The organism is Pseudomonas parafulva, assembly GCF_000800255.1.
Classification (GTDB): Bacteria; Pseudomonadota; Gammaproteobacteria; order Pseudomonadales; family Pseudomonadaceae; genus Aquipseudomonas; species Aquipseudomonas boreofloridensis.
Genome location: NZ_CP009747.1, coordinates 2781165 through 2798497, shown reverse-complemented (window position 1 = coordinate 2798497; position 17333 = coordinate 2781165). Strand labels below are relative to the sequence as shown.

At 64.7% G+C, this 17333-nt stretch carries 14 protein-coding genes and 1 pseudogene; 8 read left to right on the top strand and 7 right to left on the bottom strand.

Features of this window, described 5'->3' with window-relative positions:
- Nucleotides 1-119 precede the first annotated feature (119 nt).
- Nucleotides 120-896, top strand: a complete 777-nt coding sequence (locus NJ69_RS11930; RefSeq protein WP_039579314.1) for an IclR family transcriptional regulator — start codon at nt 120-122, stop codon at nt 894-896.
- Between the two features lie 22 nt (nt 897-918).
- Here NJ69_RS11930 and NJ69_RS11925 read toward each other — a convergent pair whose 3' ends face one another.
- A complete protein-coding gene (locus NJ69_RS11925; RefSeq protein WP_039579312.1) occupies nt 919-2475 on the bottom strand; it encodes a beta-1,6-glucan synthase in 1557 nt (518 codons plus the stop codon).
- Between the two features lie 209 nt (nt 2476-2684).
- On the opposite strand from NJ69_RS11925, the gene NJ69_RS11920 reads away from it, so the two are divergent.
- From NJ69_RS11920 to NJ69_RS11910, 3 genes are all read left to right on the top strand, one after another.
- Nucleotides 2685-3545, top strand: coding sequence for a glycine betaine ABC transporter substrate-binding protein (locus NJ69_RS11920; protein ID WP_039579309.1), 861 nt, complete (start codon nt 2685-2687; stop codon nt 3543-3545).
- A gap of 182 nt (nt 3546-3727) precedes the next feature.
- Nucleotides 3728-4039 (top strand): DUF485 domain-containing protein, encoded by a 312-nt coding sequence (locus tag NJ69_RS11915; RefSeq protein WP_029611961.1) that lies wholly within the window; start codon nt 3728-3730, stop codon nt 4037-4039.
- Nucleotides 4036-5700, top strand: a complete 1665-nt coding sequence (locus NJ69_RS11910; protein ID WP_039579306.1) for a cation acetate symporter — start codon at nt 4036-4038, stop codon at nt 5698-5700. Before NJ69_RS11915 ends, NJ69_RS11910 begins: the two co-directional genes overlap by 4 nt.
- Before the next feature lie 73 nt (nt 5701-5773).
- Here NJ69_RS11910 and NJ69_RS22415 read toward each other — a convergent pair whose 3' ends face one another.
- On the bottom strand, nt 5774-5926 hold the full coding sequence (locus NJ69_RS22415) for a DUF3309 family protein (RefSeq protein ID WP_009682861.1): 153 nt from the start codon (nt 5924-5926) through the stop codon (nt 5774-5776).
- Nucleotides 5927-6150: 224 nt separating this feature from the next.
- Between NJ69_RS22415 and NJ69_RS11900 the strand changes: the two genes are divergently transcribed.
- On the top strand, nt 6151-6963 hold the full coding sequence (locus tag NJ69_RS11900) for an SDR family oxidoreductase (RefSeq protein ID WP_039579303.1): 813 nt from the start codon (nt 6151-6153) through the stop codon (nt 6961-6963).
- Between the two features lie 133 nt (nt 6964-7096).
- Nucleotides 7097-7297 (top strand): carbon storage regulator CsrA, encoded by a 201-nt coding sequence (csrA, locus tag NJ69_RS11895; protein ID WP_029611960.1) that lies wholly within the window; start codon nt 7097-7099, stop codon nt 7295-7297.
- Here csrA and NJ69_RS11890 read toward each other — a convergent pair.
- The 5 genes and pseudogenes from NJ69_RS11890 to mnmC all read right to left on the bottom strand — a co-directional run bounded on the left by NJ69_RS11890 (nt 7285) and on the right by mnmC (nt 14584).
- On the bottom strand, nt 7285-7521 hold the full coding sequence (locus NJ69_RS11890) for a YheU family protein (RefSeq protein ID WP_029611959.1): 237 nt from the start codon (nt 7519-7521) through the stop codon (nt 7285-7287). The two genes, csrA and NJ69_RS11890, sit on opposite strands and share 13 nt — an antisense overlap.
- 123 nt (nt 7522-7644) lie before the next feature.
- Nucleotides 7645-8829 carry an osmoprotectant NAGGN system M42 family peptidase gene (locus NJ69_RS11885; protein ID WP_029611958.1) on the bottom strand — a complete coding sequence of 395 codons (1185 nt, stop codon included), beginning with the start codon at nt 8827-8829 and terminating at the stop codon, nt 7645-7647.
- Nucleotides 8830-8931: 102 nt separating this feature from the next.
- Nucleotides 8932-10674: an N-acetylglutaminylglutamine synthetase gene (ngg, locus tag NJ69_RS11880; RefSeq protein ID WP_039579302.1), complete on the bottom strand. Its 1743-nt coding sequence runs from the start codon at nt 10672-10674 to the stop codon at nt 8932-8934.
- Nucleotides 10675-10678: 4 nt separating this feature from the next.
- Entirely contained in the window at nt 10679-12466 is a 1788-nt protein-coding gene (locus tag NJ69_RS11875) for an N-acetylglutaminylglutamine amidotransferase (protein WP_039579300.1), read from the bottom strand.
- 133 nt (nt 12467-12599) lie between these two features.
- Nucleotides 12600-14584 (bottom strand): annotated as a pseudogene (gene mnmC / locus NJ69_RS11870) (bifunctional tRNA (5-methylaminomethyl-2-thiouridine)(34)-methyltransferase MnmD/FAD-dependent 5-carboxymethylaminomethyl-2-thiouridine(34) oxidoreductase MnmC).
- A gap of 128 nt (nt 14585-14712) precedes the next feature.
- On the opposite strand from mnmC, the gene pap reads away from it, so the two are divergent.
- Nucleotides 14713-16203, top strand: coding sequence for a polyphosphate:AMP phosphotransferase (gene pap / locus NJ69_RS11865; protein WP_039579299.1), 1491 nt, complete (start codon nt 14713-14715; stop codon nt 16201-16203).
- A gap of 151 nt (nt 16204-16354) precedes the next feature.
- Nucleotides 16355-17314, top strand: coding sequence for a DMT family transporter (locus NJ69_RS11860; protein WP_039579298.1), 960 nt, complete (start codon nt 16355-16357; stop codon nt 17312-17314).
- The last annotated feature ends 19 nt before the right edge of the window (nt 17315-17333 follow it).

Genomic DNA, 17333 nt, shown 5'->3' with positions numbered 1-17333 from the left:
TAAGCTCCATGTATCGCTATGCAATACTTATTATCGTTTATTGATACTAGGTATACCCCGCGCTGGAGTGCGGGTCAATATGGGGTAAGCTGCTCCTCCTTTTACGGAACCCGCCCGACATGAATGACCGCGCTACCCGCCAGCAGCATCCGCAGTTCATCGAGACCTTGGACAAAGGTATCCGTGTGTTGGAAGCGTTCCGGGCAGGGCAGTCATCGCTGGGGCTGACAGAGTTGGCTCAGGCTTGCGACATGACCAAGAGCGCCGCGCAGCGCTTCACCCATACCTGGTGCGAGCTGGGCTATCTGGCCAAGGATGAGTCTTCGCGCCGCTACAGCCTCACTCACAAGGCGCTGGAGCTGGGCTTTCTTTACCTGAACGCTTCGCCGTTGGTCAGCCGCGCGCTGCCCGCGTTGAAGTTGATTCGCGAGCGCTGCAACCTCACGGTCAATCTCAGCGTGCTGTCGGGGCACGACATCGTCTATGTGCTGCGAGTGCCGGGGCCGAACCAGACCTTCGCCGAAATGCTGCCGGGCCGGCGCATGCCGGCCTGGTGCACCTCGGCCGGCCGGGTGCTGCTCGCCGATCTACCGCCTGAGCGCGTGCAGGCCAGCCTGGAACAGGTGGTGCCGACGGCGTTCACCGGGCAGACGGAAACGGACAAGGCGACGTTGCTGCAATGCATCCGCCAGGCCGCCGAGCAGGGTTACTCGCTGACCCAGGAACAGGTGCTGGTCGGTCAGGTGGGCATCGCGGCACCGATTCGCAACGTGCACTTCCAGGTGGTGGCGGCCATCAATATCACTGCGCAGTTGAGTGTCTGGCCGGTGGAGCGAGTGCGGCAGGAGTTGCTGCCCTTGCTCATGGACGTCAGCCAATCGGTGATCGTTGGCTGAGTCCTTCCAGGTCGCGCGTCGTTCATCGCGTGCGCAGGCTGCGCCACAGCGCTGCGGTCATCAGCAGGCTGACGGCTGCCCAGCCCCACGCCTGAGGGTTGTACAGGCCCTCCTGATAGAGCTGCGGCGCAATACCGGCGCCGACGATCAAGGCCAGCAGCGCCGCTTCAGCCCGTCGCGTCGGCACCGGGCGTAGCAGGTACACCAGAGCTGGCACCAGCAGGGCCGCACTGGGAAAACTGCGATAGCGCGCGTCGAAGACCATCGCCAGCATGCTCACCGCGGCGGCAAATCCGGCCGCCAACAGCCACCCACCGGCACGCGCCTCGAGCCAGACGAACAGACGCTGACGCCAGCCGTCGCGCTGCGCCAGGGCCAGCGCGCCGTGGCAGAGCACCAGCCCATTCAACCCCGCCAGCAGCAGCACCCAGAGCCACTCTCCGGCAAAGCGCGCGTTGGTCCGCGCCAGCTCGCCCCACAGGCCCAGGCAGCCGGCACCGGTGGCGGCCAGCAGCGGCAGCAGCCATGCCGCACGGGTCTGTGCCGGGCGACCGGCTAGGGTCAGGATCAGCACCGCCAGTGCGGTACTGGCCAACCACCACTGCGGCCACAGCGGCAGGTTGCTGACCGGCCCTTCGAGCACGCCCTTGTCTTGCCGGTCGGCGTCGTACAGCCCCCAATAGCCGCCCACGGCGCCCTCGCTGGCGCGCTTCCATGGTTGATCGAAGGCTTCGATCAGGTTGTAGTGCCAGCCGTTGGCCTCGGCCAGCGCGACGAAGCCGCGAACGAAGCGCGCCTCGTTGACCCGACTGGGCTCGGCCGTCTCCCGCTGACGCCCCTCGCTGGGCCAACCGGTCTCGCCGATGAAGATGTCCTTGGGCGCGAAACGCGCGCCGAACGTGCGTCGTACCTCGGCGACGTGGGCCAGGGCGTCGTCGATGCCGCGTGGGTCGTCCTCCCAGTACGGCAGCAGGTGGATGGTCAGAAAGTCCACGACTGGCGCCACCTGCGGATGCTGTAACCAGAATTCCCACACGTCGGCGTAGGTGACCGGCACCTTGACCTGACTTTTCACCCGCGTGATCAACTCGGCCAGACGCTGGCCGGTGACCTCCTTGCGCAGCAGCGTCTCGTTGCCGACGATCACCGCGCTGACCACGTCCGGGTTGGCGTTGGCCGCTTCGACCAGCAGCGCCAGCTCCTTGTCGGTGTCCACCGGGTTGGCGTTGACCCAGGCGCCGAGCATCACCTTCAAGCCATGCTTGCGCGCCAGGGCCGGTATGGCTTCCAAACCGCTCATGGAATAGGTGCGGATGCACTGGAATCGCTCGGCCAGCAGCGCCAGGTCGGCGTCCATGCGCGCCGGGCGCAATCGGAAGGGTTGGTCGAAGGGGGACTGATCCTTGTCGAACGGGGTGTAGGAGGCGCATTGCAGTTTGTGCGTGGGACTGGCCGCATCAGGCAGGTGGATCGGCCTGCCAAGCCCGTACCAGAGGACGCCGAGGCCGAGCACGGCGATCAGGCAGGTGAGGCAGTAGGAGAGGGGGATGCGGGGTGGGCTGGGCATCGAGCGGTCCATCGTCTGGCGCGAGTGATCGGGGTAAGCGGTGGATAGTAGCCCGGCGCCAAGCATTTGGCATGCAAGGATCGCGCAGAAGACTTCGGCCCGATGACGTTAATGGCCAAGTGCTGTCGCTGATCGCTCGGTGAAGGTCGTTGATGGAGCAGGTCGCGCGGTCCGGCAGGTCGATGATGGAATCTCCAAGACCTGACGAGGGGATGCTTTCGATGGCGACAATTAAAAGAACGCGACGTTTCCTGGGTGTGGCCGGTGCTTTGGTGCTCGCCATGGGCGCAGGGCAAGCCATGGCCAAGGAAATCAGCATCGGTTACGTGGATGGCTGGTCCGACAGTGTGGCAACCAGCAACGTGGCCGCCGAAGTGATCAAGCAGAAACTCGGTTACGACGTGAAGTTGCAGGCGGTTGCCACCGGCATCATGTGGCAGGGCGTGGCCACCGGTAAACTCGACGCCATGCTCTCGGCCTGGCTGCCGGTCACCCATGGCGAGTACTGGGCCAAGAACAAGGACAACGTCGTCGACTACGGCCCCAACTTCAAAGACGCCAAGATTGGCCTGATCGTGCCGGAGTACGTCAAAGCCAACAGTATCGCCGACCTCAAGACCGACACCGGCTTCAAGCAGAAAATCGTCGGGATCGACGCCGGTTCCGGTGTGATGATCAAAACCGAGCAAGCTATCAAGGATTATGACCTGACCGGTTACAAGCTGACGGCCAGTTCTGGCGCGGCGATGACCTCCGAATTGGGGCGTGCCGAGGCCAAGCAGCAGCCGATCGTGGTGACCGGTTGGGTGCCGCACTGGATGTTCGCCAAGTGGAAACTCAAGTTCCTGGAAGATCCGAAGGGCGTGTTTGGCGCTGCGGAAACCGTGAACAGCATCGGTAGCAAGGAGTTGGCGACCAAAGCGCCGGAAGTGGCCGAGTTCCTCAAGAAATTCCAATGGCAGTCCAAGGATGAGATCGGCGAGGTCATGCTCGCGATCCAGGAGGGCGCCAAGCCTGAAGCGGCAGCCAAAGACTGGGTCGCCAAGCACCCAGAGCGCGTCAAGGAGTGGACGGGCAAGTAACCGTCAGGGCCGGCGCGCCTGGACCGTGGGCAACCCGCGATCCAGGCGCGCCGGCCTTTATTTATTGCAGTCCATGTAAAACACTGTTGCATCTAAGACTAAGGTCGTCTGGTTGACGTCCACCGGCAGCATACAGTTAAGGCGGGTTCTCCCCTTACTGTGTTGCTGCTAGGACAAAAACAATGAACGACAGCATCTACCGATCGATACAAGAAAGTCCGCGCTTCAAGGAGCTGGTCAGCAAGCGCGAGCGCTTTGCCTGGATCCTCTCGGCGATCATGCTCGGCCTCTACTGCGCTTTCATCCTGCTCATCGCCTATGGCCCGCAGATTCTCGGCGCCAAGATCAGCGCCGGTTCGTCCATCACCTGGGGCATCCCCCTGGGCGTGGGCTTGATCCTCTCGGCCTTCATCCTCACCGCCATCTACGTACGGCGCGCCAACGGCGAATTCGATGAGCTGAACAAGGCGATCCTGAAGGAGGCGCAGCAATGATCCGACACGCCAAAACCCTGGCTGTACTTGCCTGCGGTGCCTTCGCACCCGCCGTGTGGGCTGCCGATGCGATCACCGGCGAGGTGCACAAGCAACCGCTGAACGTCTCGGCGATCGTCATGTTCCTGGCCTTCGTCTGCTTCACCCTCGGCATCACCTACTGGGCCTCCAAGCGCAACAAGTCGGCCTCGGACTACTACGCTGCTGGCGGGCGCATCACCGGCTTTCAGAATGGCCTGGCGATTGCCGGCGACTACATGTCCGCCGCCTCGTTCCTGGGTATTTCCGCGCTGGTCTTCACCTCCGGCTACGACGGCCTGATCTACTCCATCGGCTTCCTCGTGGGCTGGCCGATCATCCTGTTCCTGATCGCCGAACGCCTGCGTAACCTGGGTAAGTACACCTTCGCCGACGTCGCTTCCTACCGCCTCGGACAGAAAGAGATCCGCACCCTGTCGGCCTCCGGCTCGCTGGTGGTGGTGGCGTTCTACTTGATCGCGCAGATGGTCGGCGCGGGCAAGCTGATCGAGTTGCTGTTCGGCCTGGACTACCACGTCGCAGTGGTGCTGGTCGGTATCCTCATGTGCCTGTACGTGCTGTTCGGTGGCATGCTCGCCACCACCTGGGTGCAGATCATCAAGGCGGTGCTGCTGCTCTCCGGTGCCAGCTTCATGGCACTGATGGTGATGAAGCATGTGGGCTTCGACTTCAACACGCTGTTCTCCGAAGCGATCAAGGTGCACGCCAAGGGCGAGGCGATCATGAGTCCGGGTGGTCTGGTCAAGGATCCGATCTCGGCCTTCTCGCTGGGCCTTGCGCTGATGTTCGGCACCGCCGGCCTGCCGCATATCCTGATGCGCTTCTTCACCGTCAGCGACGCCAAGGAAGCGCGCAAGAGCGTGCTGTATGCCACCGGCTTCATCGGCTATTTCTACATCCTCACCTTCATCATCGGCTTCGGCGCCATCCTGCTGGTCAGCACCAACCCGGACTTCAAGGACGCCACCGGCGCGCTGTTGGGCGGTAACAACATGGCGGCGGTGCACCTGGCCAACGCGGTGGGCGGCAGCGTGTTCCTGGGCTTCATCTCGGCGGTGGCCTTCGCCACCATCCTGGCGGTGGTCGCCGGCCTGACCCTGGCCGGCGCCTCGGCGGTGTCCCACGACCTGTACGCCAGCGTCTGGCGCAAAGGCAAGGCCAACGACAAGGACGAGATCCGCGTGTCGAAGATCACCACCGTCGCCTTGGGCGTGCTGGCGATCGGTCTGGGCATCCTGTTCGAGAAGCAGAACATCGCCTTCATGGTAGGCCTGGCGTTCTCCATCGCCGCCAGCTGCAACTTCCCGGTACTGCTGCTCTCGATGTACTGGAAGAAGCTGACCACCCGCGGCGCGATGATCGGCGGCTGGCTGGGCCTGATCAGCGCGGTGGGCCTGATGGTGCTCGGCCCGACCATCTGGGTACAGATTCTCGGTCACGAGAAGGCCATATACCCGTATGAGTATCCCGCGCTGTTCTCGATGCTCATCGCCTTCGTCGGTATCTGGTTCTTCTCGATCACCGACAAGTCCAAGGCGGCCGATGAGGAGCGTGCGCTGTTCTACCCGCAGTTCGTTCGCTCGCAGACCGGCCTGGGTGCTTCAGGCGCTGTCTCGCACTGATTCCTCTTTGGTGATGCATCCATGAAAACGCCCCGCATTGCGGGGCGTCTTCATTTACGGGCCTGCGGGTGGGTCATATTCTGCCGAGCAACAACAGTACCAGCAGCACGACCAGCACCACGCCGACGATACCGGACGGGCCATAGCCCCAGCTGCGCGAGTGGGGGAAGACCGGTAGGCCACCGATCAGCAGCAGAATGAGGATGATGATGAGGATCGTGGTCATGACAGAGTCCTTGCATGGTTGGGGGTCAAGGGCCACGAACTGCTGGCCTCTTGTAAGCTCCGACTGGCGCCGCTTGCGAAAGATTCCATCGGGTGTCGTGGACACTGTCACAGGGCACTGACTGCCGGGTCATGCCGCTGCATTCACTGGCCTGATGAACCCTGCCCGACGGCTGCGCGTTGATTAGACTCGGCGCTACTTCAGTCAGCACAAGGCCAGCCACCATGCAAGACCGCATCATGATCACCGGCGCAGGATCAGGCCTGGGCCGCGAGATTGCCCTGCGCTGGGCGCGCGAGGGCTGGCGCATGGCGCTGGCCGATGTCAACGAGGTGGGTTTGCGCGAAACCCTCGAACAGGTGCGTGCCGCCGGTGGCGAGGGCTTCGTGCAGCGCTGCGATGTGCGCGACTACAGCCAGCTCACTGCGCTGGCCCAGGCCTGCGAGGCGCAGTTCGGCGGAATCGACGTGATCGTCAACAACGCCGGGGTCGCCTCAGGGGGCTTTTTCGCCGAATTGTCGCTGGAGGACTGGGACTGGCAGATCGCGGTCAACCTCATGGGCGTGGTCAAGGGCTGCAAGGCGTTTCTGCCGCTGCTCGAGCGCAGCAAGGGGCGCATCGTCAACATCGCGTCCATGGCCGCGCTCATGCAAGGGCCGGGCATGAGCAACTACAACGTGGCCAAGGCTGGCGTGCTGGCGCTGTCGGAAAGCCTGTTGGTGGAGTTGCGGCAGGTGGACGTGGGCGTGCATGTGGTATGCCCGTCATTCTTTCAGACCAACCTGCTCGATTCCTTCCGTGGGCCGAACCCGGGCATGAAGGCGCAGGTCGACAAGCTGCTGGAAGGCTCGCCCATCAGAGCCGCGCAGATCGCCGAGCATATCCATGCGCAGGTGGCGGCGGGCGAGTTCCTGATCCTGCCCCACGAAGCGGGGCGTGAGGCCTGGCGCCTCAAATGCGCAGCGCCCGAGAAGCTCTACGATGAAATGGCGAGCATGGCGGTGAAGATGCGCGCCAAGGGGCGCTCGTCTCAATAGGGCTGGATTGAGGAGCCGTCTGTAAGGCTTTTTACCTTGCGGTGTAGGGTCGGTCTATTTAAGACGGGTCTGATTGATAAGCGCCAAGGCCCGGAGCAGGCTCGGATTTTCCCTCGGTCTGGAGGATCGGAGCATGCTTGTAATGGGACGCGAAGTCGGCGAGGTGATCACCATCGGCGACAACATCCGCATCAAGGTGATGGCCGTCGAAGGCGGGGTGGTGCGCTTCGGCATCAGCGCACCGCGCCAGGTGGCGGTGCACCGGGCGGAAATCCACAAGCGCATCAAGGACCAGGCGCTCGAACAGGAGCCGGCGTCCGGTCACTCGGCCTGATCGAGCAGCTCGGCGGGCACGTCGTGGCGTGCGAGCAACTGGCACTGCTGGCTTTCCATATCGAAGAGAATGAACGCCTGGCCTTTGGCCAAGGCCTGACGCACCCGTAGTACCCGGGTTTCCAGTGGCGTGTCGTCGCCATTGTCGGTGCCGTCACGGGTGACGAAATCTTCGATCAAGCGGGTGAGAGTGTCGGCTTCGAGTTGATCGTAGGGAATGAGCATGGTCGCTGTCGGCTGAAAAAGGGATGGCTGCATGCTACTGGAAAGTCGCGTAGTGCAGTAATCGGCGGGTGATGTGAGCAGGACCGAGGCCGCCCCCGCAGGGGCGGCCTGGTTCGCCTGGGATCAGAGTTTGTTGCCGAGCAGGCTGTCCACAGCGGGTACTGGGGTGTCGCTGCCCATCTGCGTGTCGTGTTCCAGTTGGTGGCTGAAACGCTCGAGCGAGGCATTGGCCGGCTGCGAGTCGCTGGCGAACACCGGTGGGCTCAGCAGGTAGGCCGACAGCAGCCGGGTCAGCGCCGCCAGGCTGTCGATGTGGGTGCGTTCGTAGCCATGGGTGGCATCGCAGCCGAAGGCGACCAGCGCGGTGCGGATGTCGTGCCCGGCGGTCACGGCCGAATGGGCATCGCTGAAATAGTAGCGGAACAGGTCGCGGCGCACGGGCAACTCGTTGTCCCCGGCCAGCTTCAACAGGTGGCGCGACAGGTGATAGTCGTAGGGCCCGGACGAATCCTGCATGGCCACGCTCACCGCATGCTCGCTGGACGCTTGCCCCGGCGCTACCGGCGCGATATCGATACCGACGAACTCGCTGACATCCCAAGGCAATGCGCCCGCGGCGCCCGAGCCGGTCTCTTCGGTGATGGTGAACAGCGGGTGGCAGTCGATCAGTGGCTGCTGGCCGCTTTCCACCACCGCCTTGAGTGCCGCCAGCAATGCTGCGACGCCGGCCTTGTCGTCCAGATGACGGGCGCTGATATGGCCGCTGTCGGTGAACTCCGGCAGCGGATCGAACGCGACGAAGTCGCCGATACCGATACCCAACGCCTCGCAATCGGCGCGGGTGGTGCAGTAGGCGTCGAGGCGCACTTCGACATGCTCCCAACTGACAGGCATCTGGTCGATCGCGGTATTGAAGGCGTGCCCGCTGGCCATCAAGGGCAGCACGCTGCCGCGAAACACGCCGGTGTCGGTGAATACGCTGACCCGGCTGCCTTCGGCGAAGCGGCTGGACCAGTGGCCGACTGCCGAGAGTGCCAGGCGGCCGTTGTCCTGCACTTGGCGCACACTGGCGCCGATGGTGTCCAGGTGCGCGGACACGGCACGGTCGGGCGAGCTCTGGCGACCTTTGAGGGTGGCGCGGATGGTGCCGCGGCGGGTCAGCTCGAACGGAATGCCCAGTTCGTCCAGGCGTTCGGCGACGTAGCGCACGATGGTGTCGGTGAACCCGGTGGGGCTGGGAATGGCGAGCATCTCCAGCAGGACTTTCTTCAGGTAGTCCAAGTCAGGTTCGGGGAGGCGTTCGGACATGGGTACTCCTTGGTGTGTGCGATCGGTTCAGCGCGGCTGAGGCGCAGCGGCCCGATGCCGCTGCTACACGTTGTGGTGTATCCGCGATGAACCGCCATTGATTCAGGTCAGGGCCTGGCTGTGCGGGAACAGCAGATCCACGAATCGCTCCGCAGTAGGCTGTGGTTCGTGGTTGGCGAGCCCGGCGCGTTCGTTGGCCTCGATGATGACGTAGTCCGGCTGCTGTGCATCGCGGACCATGAAGTCCAGGCCCACGACCGGAATTTCCAGGGCTCGGGCGGCACGCACGGCCGCGTCCGCCAGCACCGGGTGCAGACGCTCGGTGACGTCCTCCAGCGTGCCACCGGTGTGCAGGTTGGCGGTGCGGCGCACTGCCAGGCGCTGCCCGGCCGGCAGCACATCGGCCAAGCCCAGGCCTGCCGCACGCACCGTGCGTTCGGTTTCCTCGTCCATGGGAATGCGGCTCTCGCCGCCGGTGGCGGCCTGACGCCTGCGGCTCTGCGCCTCGATCAGCGCCTGGATGCTGTGCGTCCCGTCGCCAATGATCTCGGCGGGATGGCGAATGGCTGCGGCCACCACCTCGAAACCGATCACCAGGATGCGCAGATCGAGTCCGGCGTGGAAGCTCTCCAACAGCACTCGGCTGTCGAACTGACGCGCCTGTTCGACGGCCTGGGAAACCTCGTCGAACGCGCGCAAGTCGACGGCCACGCCCTGGCCTTGCTCACCGTCCACCGGCTTGACCACGAGTGAGCCGTGCTCTTCGAGAAACGCCAGGTTGTCGTCGGCACTGCCTGCCAGTTGCTGGGCGGGCACTTGCAGGCCCGCCGCGTGCAACACCTGGCGGGTCAGGCGTTTGTCCTGGCACAAGGTCATGGTCACCGCGCTGGTGAGGTCGCTCAGCGACTCGCGACAGCGCACCCGACGTCCACCCAGGCTCAGGGTGAACAAACCGGCGTTGGCGTCGTCCACCTGCACCTCGATGCCCCGGCGCAGTGCTTCGTTGACGATGATCTTGGCATAGGGATTGAGCCCTACTTCAGGGCCTGGGCCGAGGAACAGCGCCTGGTTGATGCCGTTCTTGCGCTTGACGGCGAAGGTCGGCAGGTTGCGAAAGCCAAGCTTGTCGTAAAGCCGTTTGGCCTGGCGGTTGTCGTGCATCACGGACAAGTCCAGGTAGGCCAGGCCACGGCTCATGAAGTGCTCCACCAAGTGTCGCACCAGCACTTCGCCGACACCCGGGCGGCTGCACTGCGGTGAGACCGCCAGGCACCAGAGGCTACTGCCGTGTTCAGGGTCATCGAACGCCTTGCTGTGGTTCAGGCCCATGACGCTGCCGATCACCGCACCGGAGTCTTCGTCCTCGGCGATCCAATAGACCGGGCCGCCCAGATGGCGCGGGGTGAGCAGTTCGGGCACCACCGGCATCATGCCGCGCGCTTGATACAGCGCATTGATCGCTTGCCAGTCCGCGTCGTTCTGCGCCCGACGGATACGAAAGCCGCGAAACACACGCTGGGCCGGGCGGTAGTCGCTGAACCACAGGCGCAAGGTGTCGGACGGGTCGAGAAACAACTGCTGCGGTGCCTGGGCCAACAACTGGTGAGGCGCCGCAACGTACAGGGCGATGTCGCGCTCGCCGGCTTGCTCTTCCAGCAGCGCCTGGGCCAGTTGCGCCGGGTCCGGGTAGGTGTGGCCGATCAGCAGCCTGCCCCAACCGCAGTGCACGGCGCGTGGCTGATCGTGCGGTTCGCTGCCATCTCCAGCCAGACGCGCCTGCAGGCGCTCGTAGGAAGGCGCCTGACCGCGCAGCAAGCGCTGTTCATAGGCACTTTGGGGTTTCATCGGATCAGATTCCTTGTTCGCTGAGCCACAGGTTCAGGGCTGCCAACTGCCACAGCTTCGAGCCGCGCAGTGGCGTGAGCTGACCCTGGGGATTGCTCAGCAGGCGATCGAGCATCGCGGGGTTGAACAGGCCGCGATCCTGGCTCGAGTCGGTGAGCAGTTCGCGTACCCAATTCAATGTGGCGCCTTCCAGGTGCTTGAGGCCGGGGACCGGGAAATAGCCCTTCTTGCGGTCGATCACTTCGTGCGGAATGACCCGCCGCGCGGCCTGCTTGAGCACCTGTTTACCGCCGTCCGGCAGCTTGAAGCGCGCTGGCACGCGTGCAGAGAGTTCCACCAGGCGGTAGTCGAGGAACGGCGTGCGCGCCTCCAGGCCCCAGGCCATGGTCATGTTGTCGACGCGCTTGACCGGATCGTCGACCAGCATCACCGTGCTGTCCAGGCGCAAGGCCTTGTCCACGGCATCCGGCGCGCCCGGGCGGGCGAAATGTTCACGGACGAAATCGCCGGCCGCGTCGTTGTCCAGCAGCCAGGGCGCCTGCACCGTTTCGCGGTACTCGTCATGACTGCGGTCGAAGAAGGCATTACGGTAGGCGCCGAAGGCGTCGCTGGCGCCATCGACCTGGGGATACCAGTGATAGCCGGCGAACAGTTCGTCGGCGCCCTGGCCGCTCTGTACCACCTTGCAGTGCTTGGCCACTTCCCGCGAGAGCAGGTAGAAGGCGATGCAATCGTGGCTGACCATCGGCTCGCTCATGGCGCGGAAGGCGGCAGGCAGTTGATCGATGATCTCGTGCTCGGCAATGCGCAACTGGTGATGACGGGTGCCGTAGTGCCGGGCGATCAGGTCCGAATACTGGAATTCGTCGCCGCGCTCGCCGCCGGCGTCTTCGAAACCGATGGAGAAGGTCGACAGATCCTCTACGCCCACTTCGCGCAGCAGGCCGACCAGCAAGCTCGAATCGACACCGCCGGAGAGCAGCACGCCGACATCGACTGCGGCGCGCTGGCGAATGGCGACCGCTTCGCGGGTGGCATCCAGTACGCGGGTGGTCCAGCCTTCCAGGTCGAGTTCGCGCTCCTCGGGCTTGGGGCCGTACTGCAGTTGCCACCAGGTCTGGCGCTCTACCTCGCCGTGCCGGTCGACGCGCATCCAAGTGCCCGGCTCGAGCTTCTGCACGTTGGCCAGGAGGGTGCGCGGCGCTGGGACCACGGCATGGAAATTCAAGTAATGGTTGAGGGCCACTGGATCGAGCATCGGATCGATGTCGCCGCCTTTGAGCAGCGCGGGCAGCGTCGAGGCGAAGCGCAGGCGCTCGCCGTTGCGCGACAGGTACAGCGGTTTGACGCCCAGGCGATCGCGGGCCAGGAACAGGCGCTGGTTGTCGCGCTCCCAGATGGCCAGGGCGAACATGCCGTTGAGCTTGGGCAGCAGCGCCGCGCCCCAGGCGTGGTAACCCTTGAGCAGCACCTCGGTGTCGCCGTCGGACCAGAAGCTGTAACCCAGGTCCTGCAGTTCCTGGCGCAGTTCAGGGAAGTTGTAGATGGCGCCGTTGAACGCCAGCGACAGGCCCAGGGTGTTGTCGACCATCGGCTGCGCCGAGCCGTCGGACAAGTCCATGATCTTCAGTCGTCGGTGACCGAGGGCGATAGGCCCCTGACTGTGGAAGCCCCAGGCATCGGGGCCACGGGGCGCCAGATGGTGGGTGATGCGCTCCACCGCGGCGAGGTCCGCCGGGCGAGGGGCTTGGTCGAGGGGGGTGAAACGCAACTCTCCTGCTAATCCGCACATAAGTCCTTACCGGTTTTGCCGTTGGGGAAAAGTGCCCTCCCATGGGGCACCTTAAGGAACTGACCCAGGTGAATTAGCAGAGTTTTAGATCGATCCGTTATAAGCGACGAGTGGCGTTCGGCACTGAGGGCGGTTACTTCCCACGAATGAGCTTGCGCAAGGCGAAGCGGTTCGGGTGGCACGCTTCGGCCACGGCGCGCGGTAGCGGCAGGGGTTCACCGCTGGCCCAGGCGGCGATCAGCTCGCCGCTCAGGGGCGCGGTGATCAAGCCGCGAGAGCCATGGCCGGTGTTGACGTACAGGCCATCCAGCCAGGGGCAGTCGATGGCGGGGACCTGGCGAGCGTCCTTGGCCAGCACGGCATAGGTGTCGGCGAACGCGCCGGGATCGGCCAGGGGGCCGACGATCGGCAAGTAGTCGGGGCTGGTACAACGGAAGGCGGCACGCCCTTGCAAGCGGGTCGGATCCAGCTCGGCGGCGCCCAGGCGTTGCGCCAGGTCTGGGGAAATCGCCTGCAGCAGTGCCAGGTTGCTGGCGTGTTCGGCGGCCGTGGGGGCGAGGTCCTGGCTGTGGAAATCGAAACTGGCGCCGAGGGTATGTTCGCCGTGACGCGCCGGGGCCACGTAGCCATCGGCACAGACCACGGTACTCAAGGATTGGCTGCGCGGGGTGAGCGGCACCCGGGTGATCTGTCCGCGAATGCGCTTGAGTGGCAGTTCGGCGCAGGCTGGGAACTGACGCACCTCGGCGGCACCGGCCAAGACCACCAGCGGTGCGCTGGCCAGCAACTGCTCGCCGTCCCAGGCCTGCCACAGGCCCGCGTCCCGGCGCAGTTCCAGCACGCTGCGGTGGGTCAGCAGGCGGATGCGTGGGTGCTGCAATTGCGCCTGGCACAACGCCGGCGGGTGCACCCAGCCGCCCTCGGGATAGAACAGGCCGCCACTGGCCAGGTCGATGCCCGCGATGGCCTGGGCCTGTTCGCGCTCGACCCCATGCAGCAAGCGGCTGTCGAAGGCGGCTGCAAGCTTGCCCTGACGCGCGCGCTCCTTGGCATCGAAGGCCAGTTGCAGCACGCCACAGTCGTCCCAGTCGCGACCGCGTTGCAGCCGCTCGAGCCAGCGTCGGGTGTAGCCGAAACCGGAAAGGATCATCTGTGACAGGGCTGTGCCATGGGCCGAGAGCTTGAGGTACAGCACGCCCTGCGGATTGCCGGACGCCTCGCGGGCCGGAGCGTCATGGCGCTCCAGCACCTCGACCTGCCAACCCCGCGCCGCCAGGCTGGCGGCACTGGCGCAGCCGGCCAGCCCAGCGCCGATCACCAGGGCTTGCAGAGGTCCTCGGACCGCCGCAGGACGGGCATACCAGGGCGCGGAGGGGGCGCGGCGTGCGGATCGTCGGGCGTCCCGACGAACTCGCCGCCCATCACCTCCCATTTCTTGCCCAGCCCCGGCACCTTGCGCATGGCGAACCCGGCCGCCAGCAGACTGCGGCGTACCCACCCCGTGGTGGTGAAAGTGCCCAGGGTGGTACCTGGCTGTGAGAGGCGGGCCAGTTGTGCGAACAGCTCGGGCGTCCACATGTCCGGGTTCTTCGCCGGGGCGAAGCCATCGAGGAACCAGGCATCGACGCGCGCATCGAGCAGCGGTAGCTGCTGCAGGGCATCGCCGACCAACAAGGTCAGGGTGACGCGACCCTGATCGAAGCTGAACTGCTGAAAGCCCGGATGAATGGCCACGTACTGTGCCAGCAATGCGTCGCTGTAGGCCGACAGCTCCGGCCATAGCGCGGCGGCGCGGGCCAGGTCGGCGCGGGTCAGCGGATATTTCTCGACGCTGACGAAATGCAGGCGTGCTTCGGCCTGGGCAGTCTGATCGAACAACTGCCAGGCACAGAAGAAATTCATGCCGGTGCCAAAACCGGTCTCGCCGATCACCAGGCAGTCGTGCGCGCCCAATGCGCCAAAGCGCTGAGCCAGGTGGTTGCGCTCCAGGAACACGTACACCGTTTCATGCACGCCTTCGTTCTTGGAAAAGTAGACGTCGTCGTACTGCCGCGAATGGGGGCGGCCTTGCGCATCCCAGTCGATCTGGGCGTGCTGGAGAGGGGCGTTATCGGACATGGCCTCTGAGCGCTGCAAGCAGCGCGCTTCAAACTGCGGGAAAGCGCCAATAGTGGCACGCCGCGCTTTTTCTTGCAGCTTGCCGCTCGCAGCTTGTAGCTTAGGCCGGTCCAGTGAAGGAGCCCTCCATGTTCGAATCCGCGGAAATCGGTCACAGCATCGACAAGCACACCTATGACGCCGAGGTGCCCGCACTGCGCGAGGCCCTGCTCGAGGCGCAGTTCGAGCTCAAGCAGCAGGCGCGGCTGTCGGTCATCGTGTTGATCAATGGCATCGAGGGCGCTGGCAAGGGCGAGACGGTCAAGCTGCTCAACGAGTGGATGGATCCGCGGATGATCGAGGTGCGCACCTTCGACCAGCAGACCGACGAGGAGCTGGCCCGGCCCCCGGCCTGGCGCTACTGGCGTGCGCTGCCGCCCAAGGGGCGGATGGGCGTGTTCTTCGGCAACTGGTATAGCCAGATGATCCAGGGCCGGGTCCACGGTCAGTTCAAGGATGCGGTGCTCGACCAGGCCATCAATGGTGCCGAGCGTCTGGAGCAGATGCTCTGCGACGAAGGCACGGTGATCATCAAGTTCTGGTTCCACCTGTCCAAGAAACAGATGAAGGCCCGACTCAAGACCCTGCGCGACGATCCGCTGCACAGTTGGCGCATCAGCCCGCTGGATTGGCAGCAGTCGCAGACCTACGACCGCTTCGTGCGCTTCGGCGAGCGTGTGTTGCGCCGCACCAGCCGCGACTATGCGCCCTGGCATGTGATCGAAGGTGTCGACCCCAATTACCGTGCACTGGCCGTCGGGCGCATCCTGCTGGAGAGCCTGCAGGCGGCGCTGGCCAACGCCAAGAACACGCGCCAGGCCAACGTCGCGCCGCTGGGCCGCAGCATCGACCACATGAGCCTGCTGGGTGCGCTGGACCTGACCCGACGCCTGGACAAGCAGGACTACCAGGAGCAGCTGGTGGCCGAGCAGGCGCGTCTGGCCGGCCTGCTACGCCACAAGCGCATGCGCGAACACGCCTTGGTGGCCGTGTTCGAGGGCAATGACGCGGCAGGCAAGGGCGGTGCCATCCGCCGCGTCGCCGCCGCCCTGGATCCGCGCCAGTACCGCATCGTGCCGATCGCCGCACCCACCGAAGAAGAGCGCGCCCAGCCCTATCTGTGGCGCTTCTGGCGACACGTGCCGGCGCGCGGCAAGTTCACCGTTTTCGATCGTTCTTGGTATGGACGGGTGCTGGTGGAGCGCGTCGAAGGCTTCTGCAGCCCGGCCGACTGGATGCGCGCGTACGGCGAGATCAACGATTTCGAAGAGCAGTTGAGCAACGCCGGCGTGGTGGTGGTGAAGTTCTGGCTGGCAATCGATCAGCAGACGCAACTGGAGCGCTTCGAGGAGCGCGAGCAGATCCCGTTCAAGCGCTACAAGATCACCGAAGAGGACTGGCGCAACCGCGACAAGTGGGATGTGTATGCCGAGGCGGTGGGTGACATGGTCGACCGCACCAGCACCGAGATCGCGCCCTGGACGTTGGTGGAAGCCAACGACAAGCGCTGGGCCCGGGTCAAGGTGCTGCGCACACTCAACGAAGCCCTGGAGGCTGCGTTCGCCAAGCACAAGAAATAGCGGCGAGCTTCAAGTTCCAAGCTTCAAGCGGCAAGTTCCAAGCTTCAAGCTATTGCCTGGCGTTGAGTGGCGGTGCACGCTGTGCCGCTTGCCGCTTGCCGCTTGCCGCTTGCCGCTTGCCGCTTGCCGCTGCTCCCTTATCGAGGACGCTATGCACACTTCTTCCGGACGCTGGGTCCGCGGTTTTTCGCTGGCGCTGCTGACCGCGCTGCTCTGGGGCATTCTGCCGATCAAACTCAAGCAGGTACTGCTGGTCATGGACCCGGTCACGGTCACCTGGTATCGCTTGCTCGTGTCTGGCGGGCTGTTGTTCGCCTGGCTGGCGGCCAGCCGGCGTTTGCCGATGTTTCGGGGGCTGGGGCGCAAGCGGCTTGGGCTGGTGGTGGTGGCCGTTTGTGGGCTGATGGGCAATTACGTGTTGTACCTGGTCGGGCTCAAGCTGCTCAGTCCCGGCACGGCGCAACTGGTGGTGCAGTTGGGGCCGGTGCTGCTGCTGGTGGCCAGCGTTTTCGTCTTCAAAGAGCGTTTCAGTGTCGGCCAAGGGCTCGGTCTGCTGGTGCTGCTGGCCGGGTTCGGGCTGTTCTTCAACCAACGCCTGGAAGAGTTGCTGACATCGCTGGGTGCCTACACCACGGGGGTACTGACCATCCTCCTGGCCACCAGCATCTGGGTGTTCTATGCCCTGAGCCAGAAGCAACTGCTGACGGTCTGGCATTCGCAACAGGTGATGATGGTCATCTACCTGAGCTGCGCGGCGTTGCTGACGCCTTGGGTACAGCCTCTGGAAGCCTTGCAGTTGACGCCGGTGCAGGGCTGGCTGCTGCTGGCCTGCTGCTTGAACACCCTGGTGGCCTACGGCGCCTTCGCCGAGGCCCTGGCGCACTGGGAGGCTTCGCGGGTCAGTGCGACCTTGGCGCTGACGCCGCTGGTGACCTTCGTGGCGGTGGCCGGAGCGGCCTGGGTATGGCCTGACTACGTGCATGCCGAGGACATCAATGCGCTGGGGTACTTCGGCGCGGTGACCGTGGTCGTGGGGTCCGCGCTGGTGGCGTTGGGGCCGTCGTTGGTGGCAGGGTGGCGGGCCCGAGGGCGACGCCGACCGTCGTCCTGATCGCAGGCAACCGCACGAT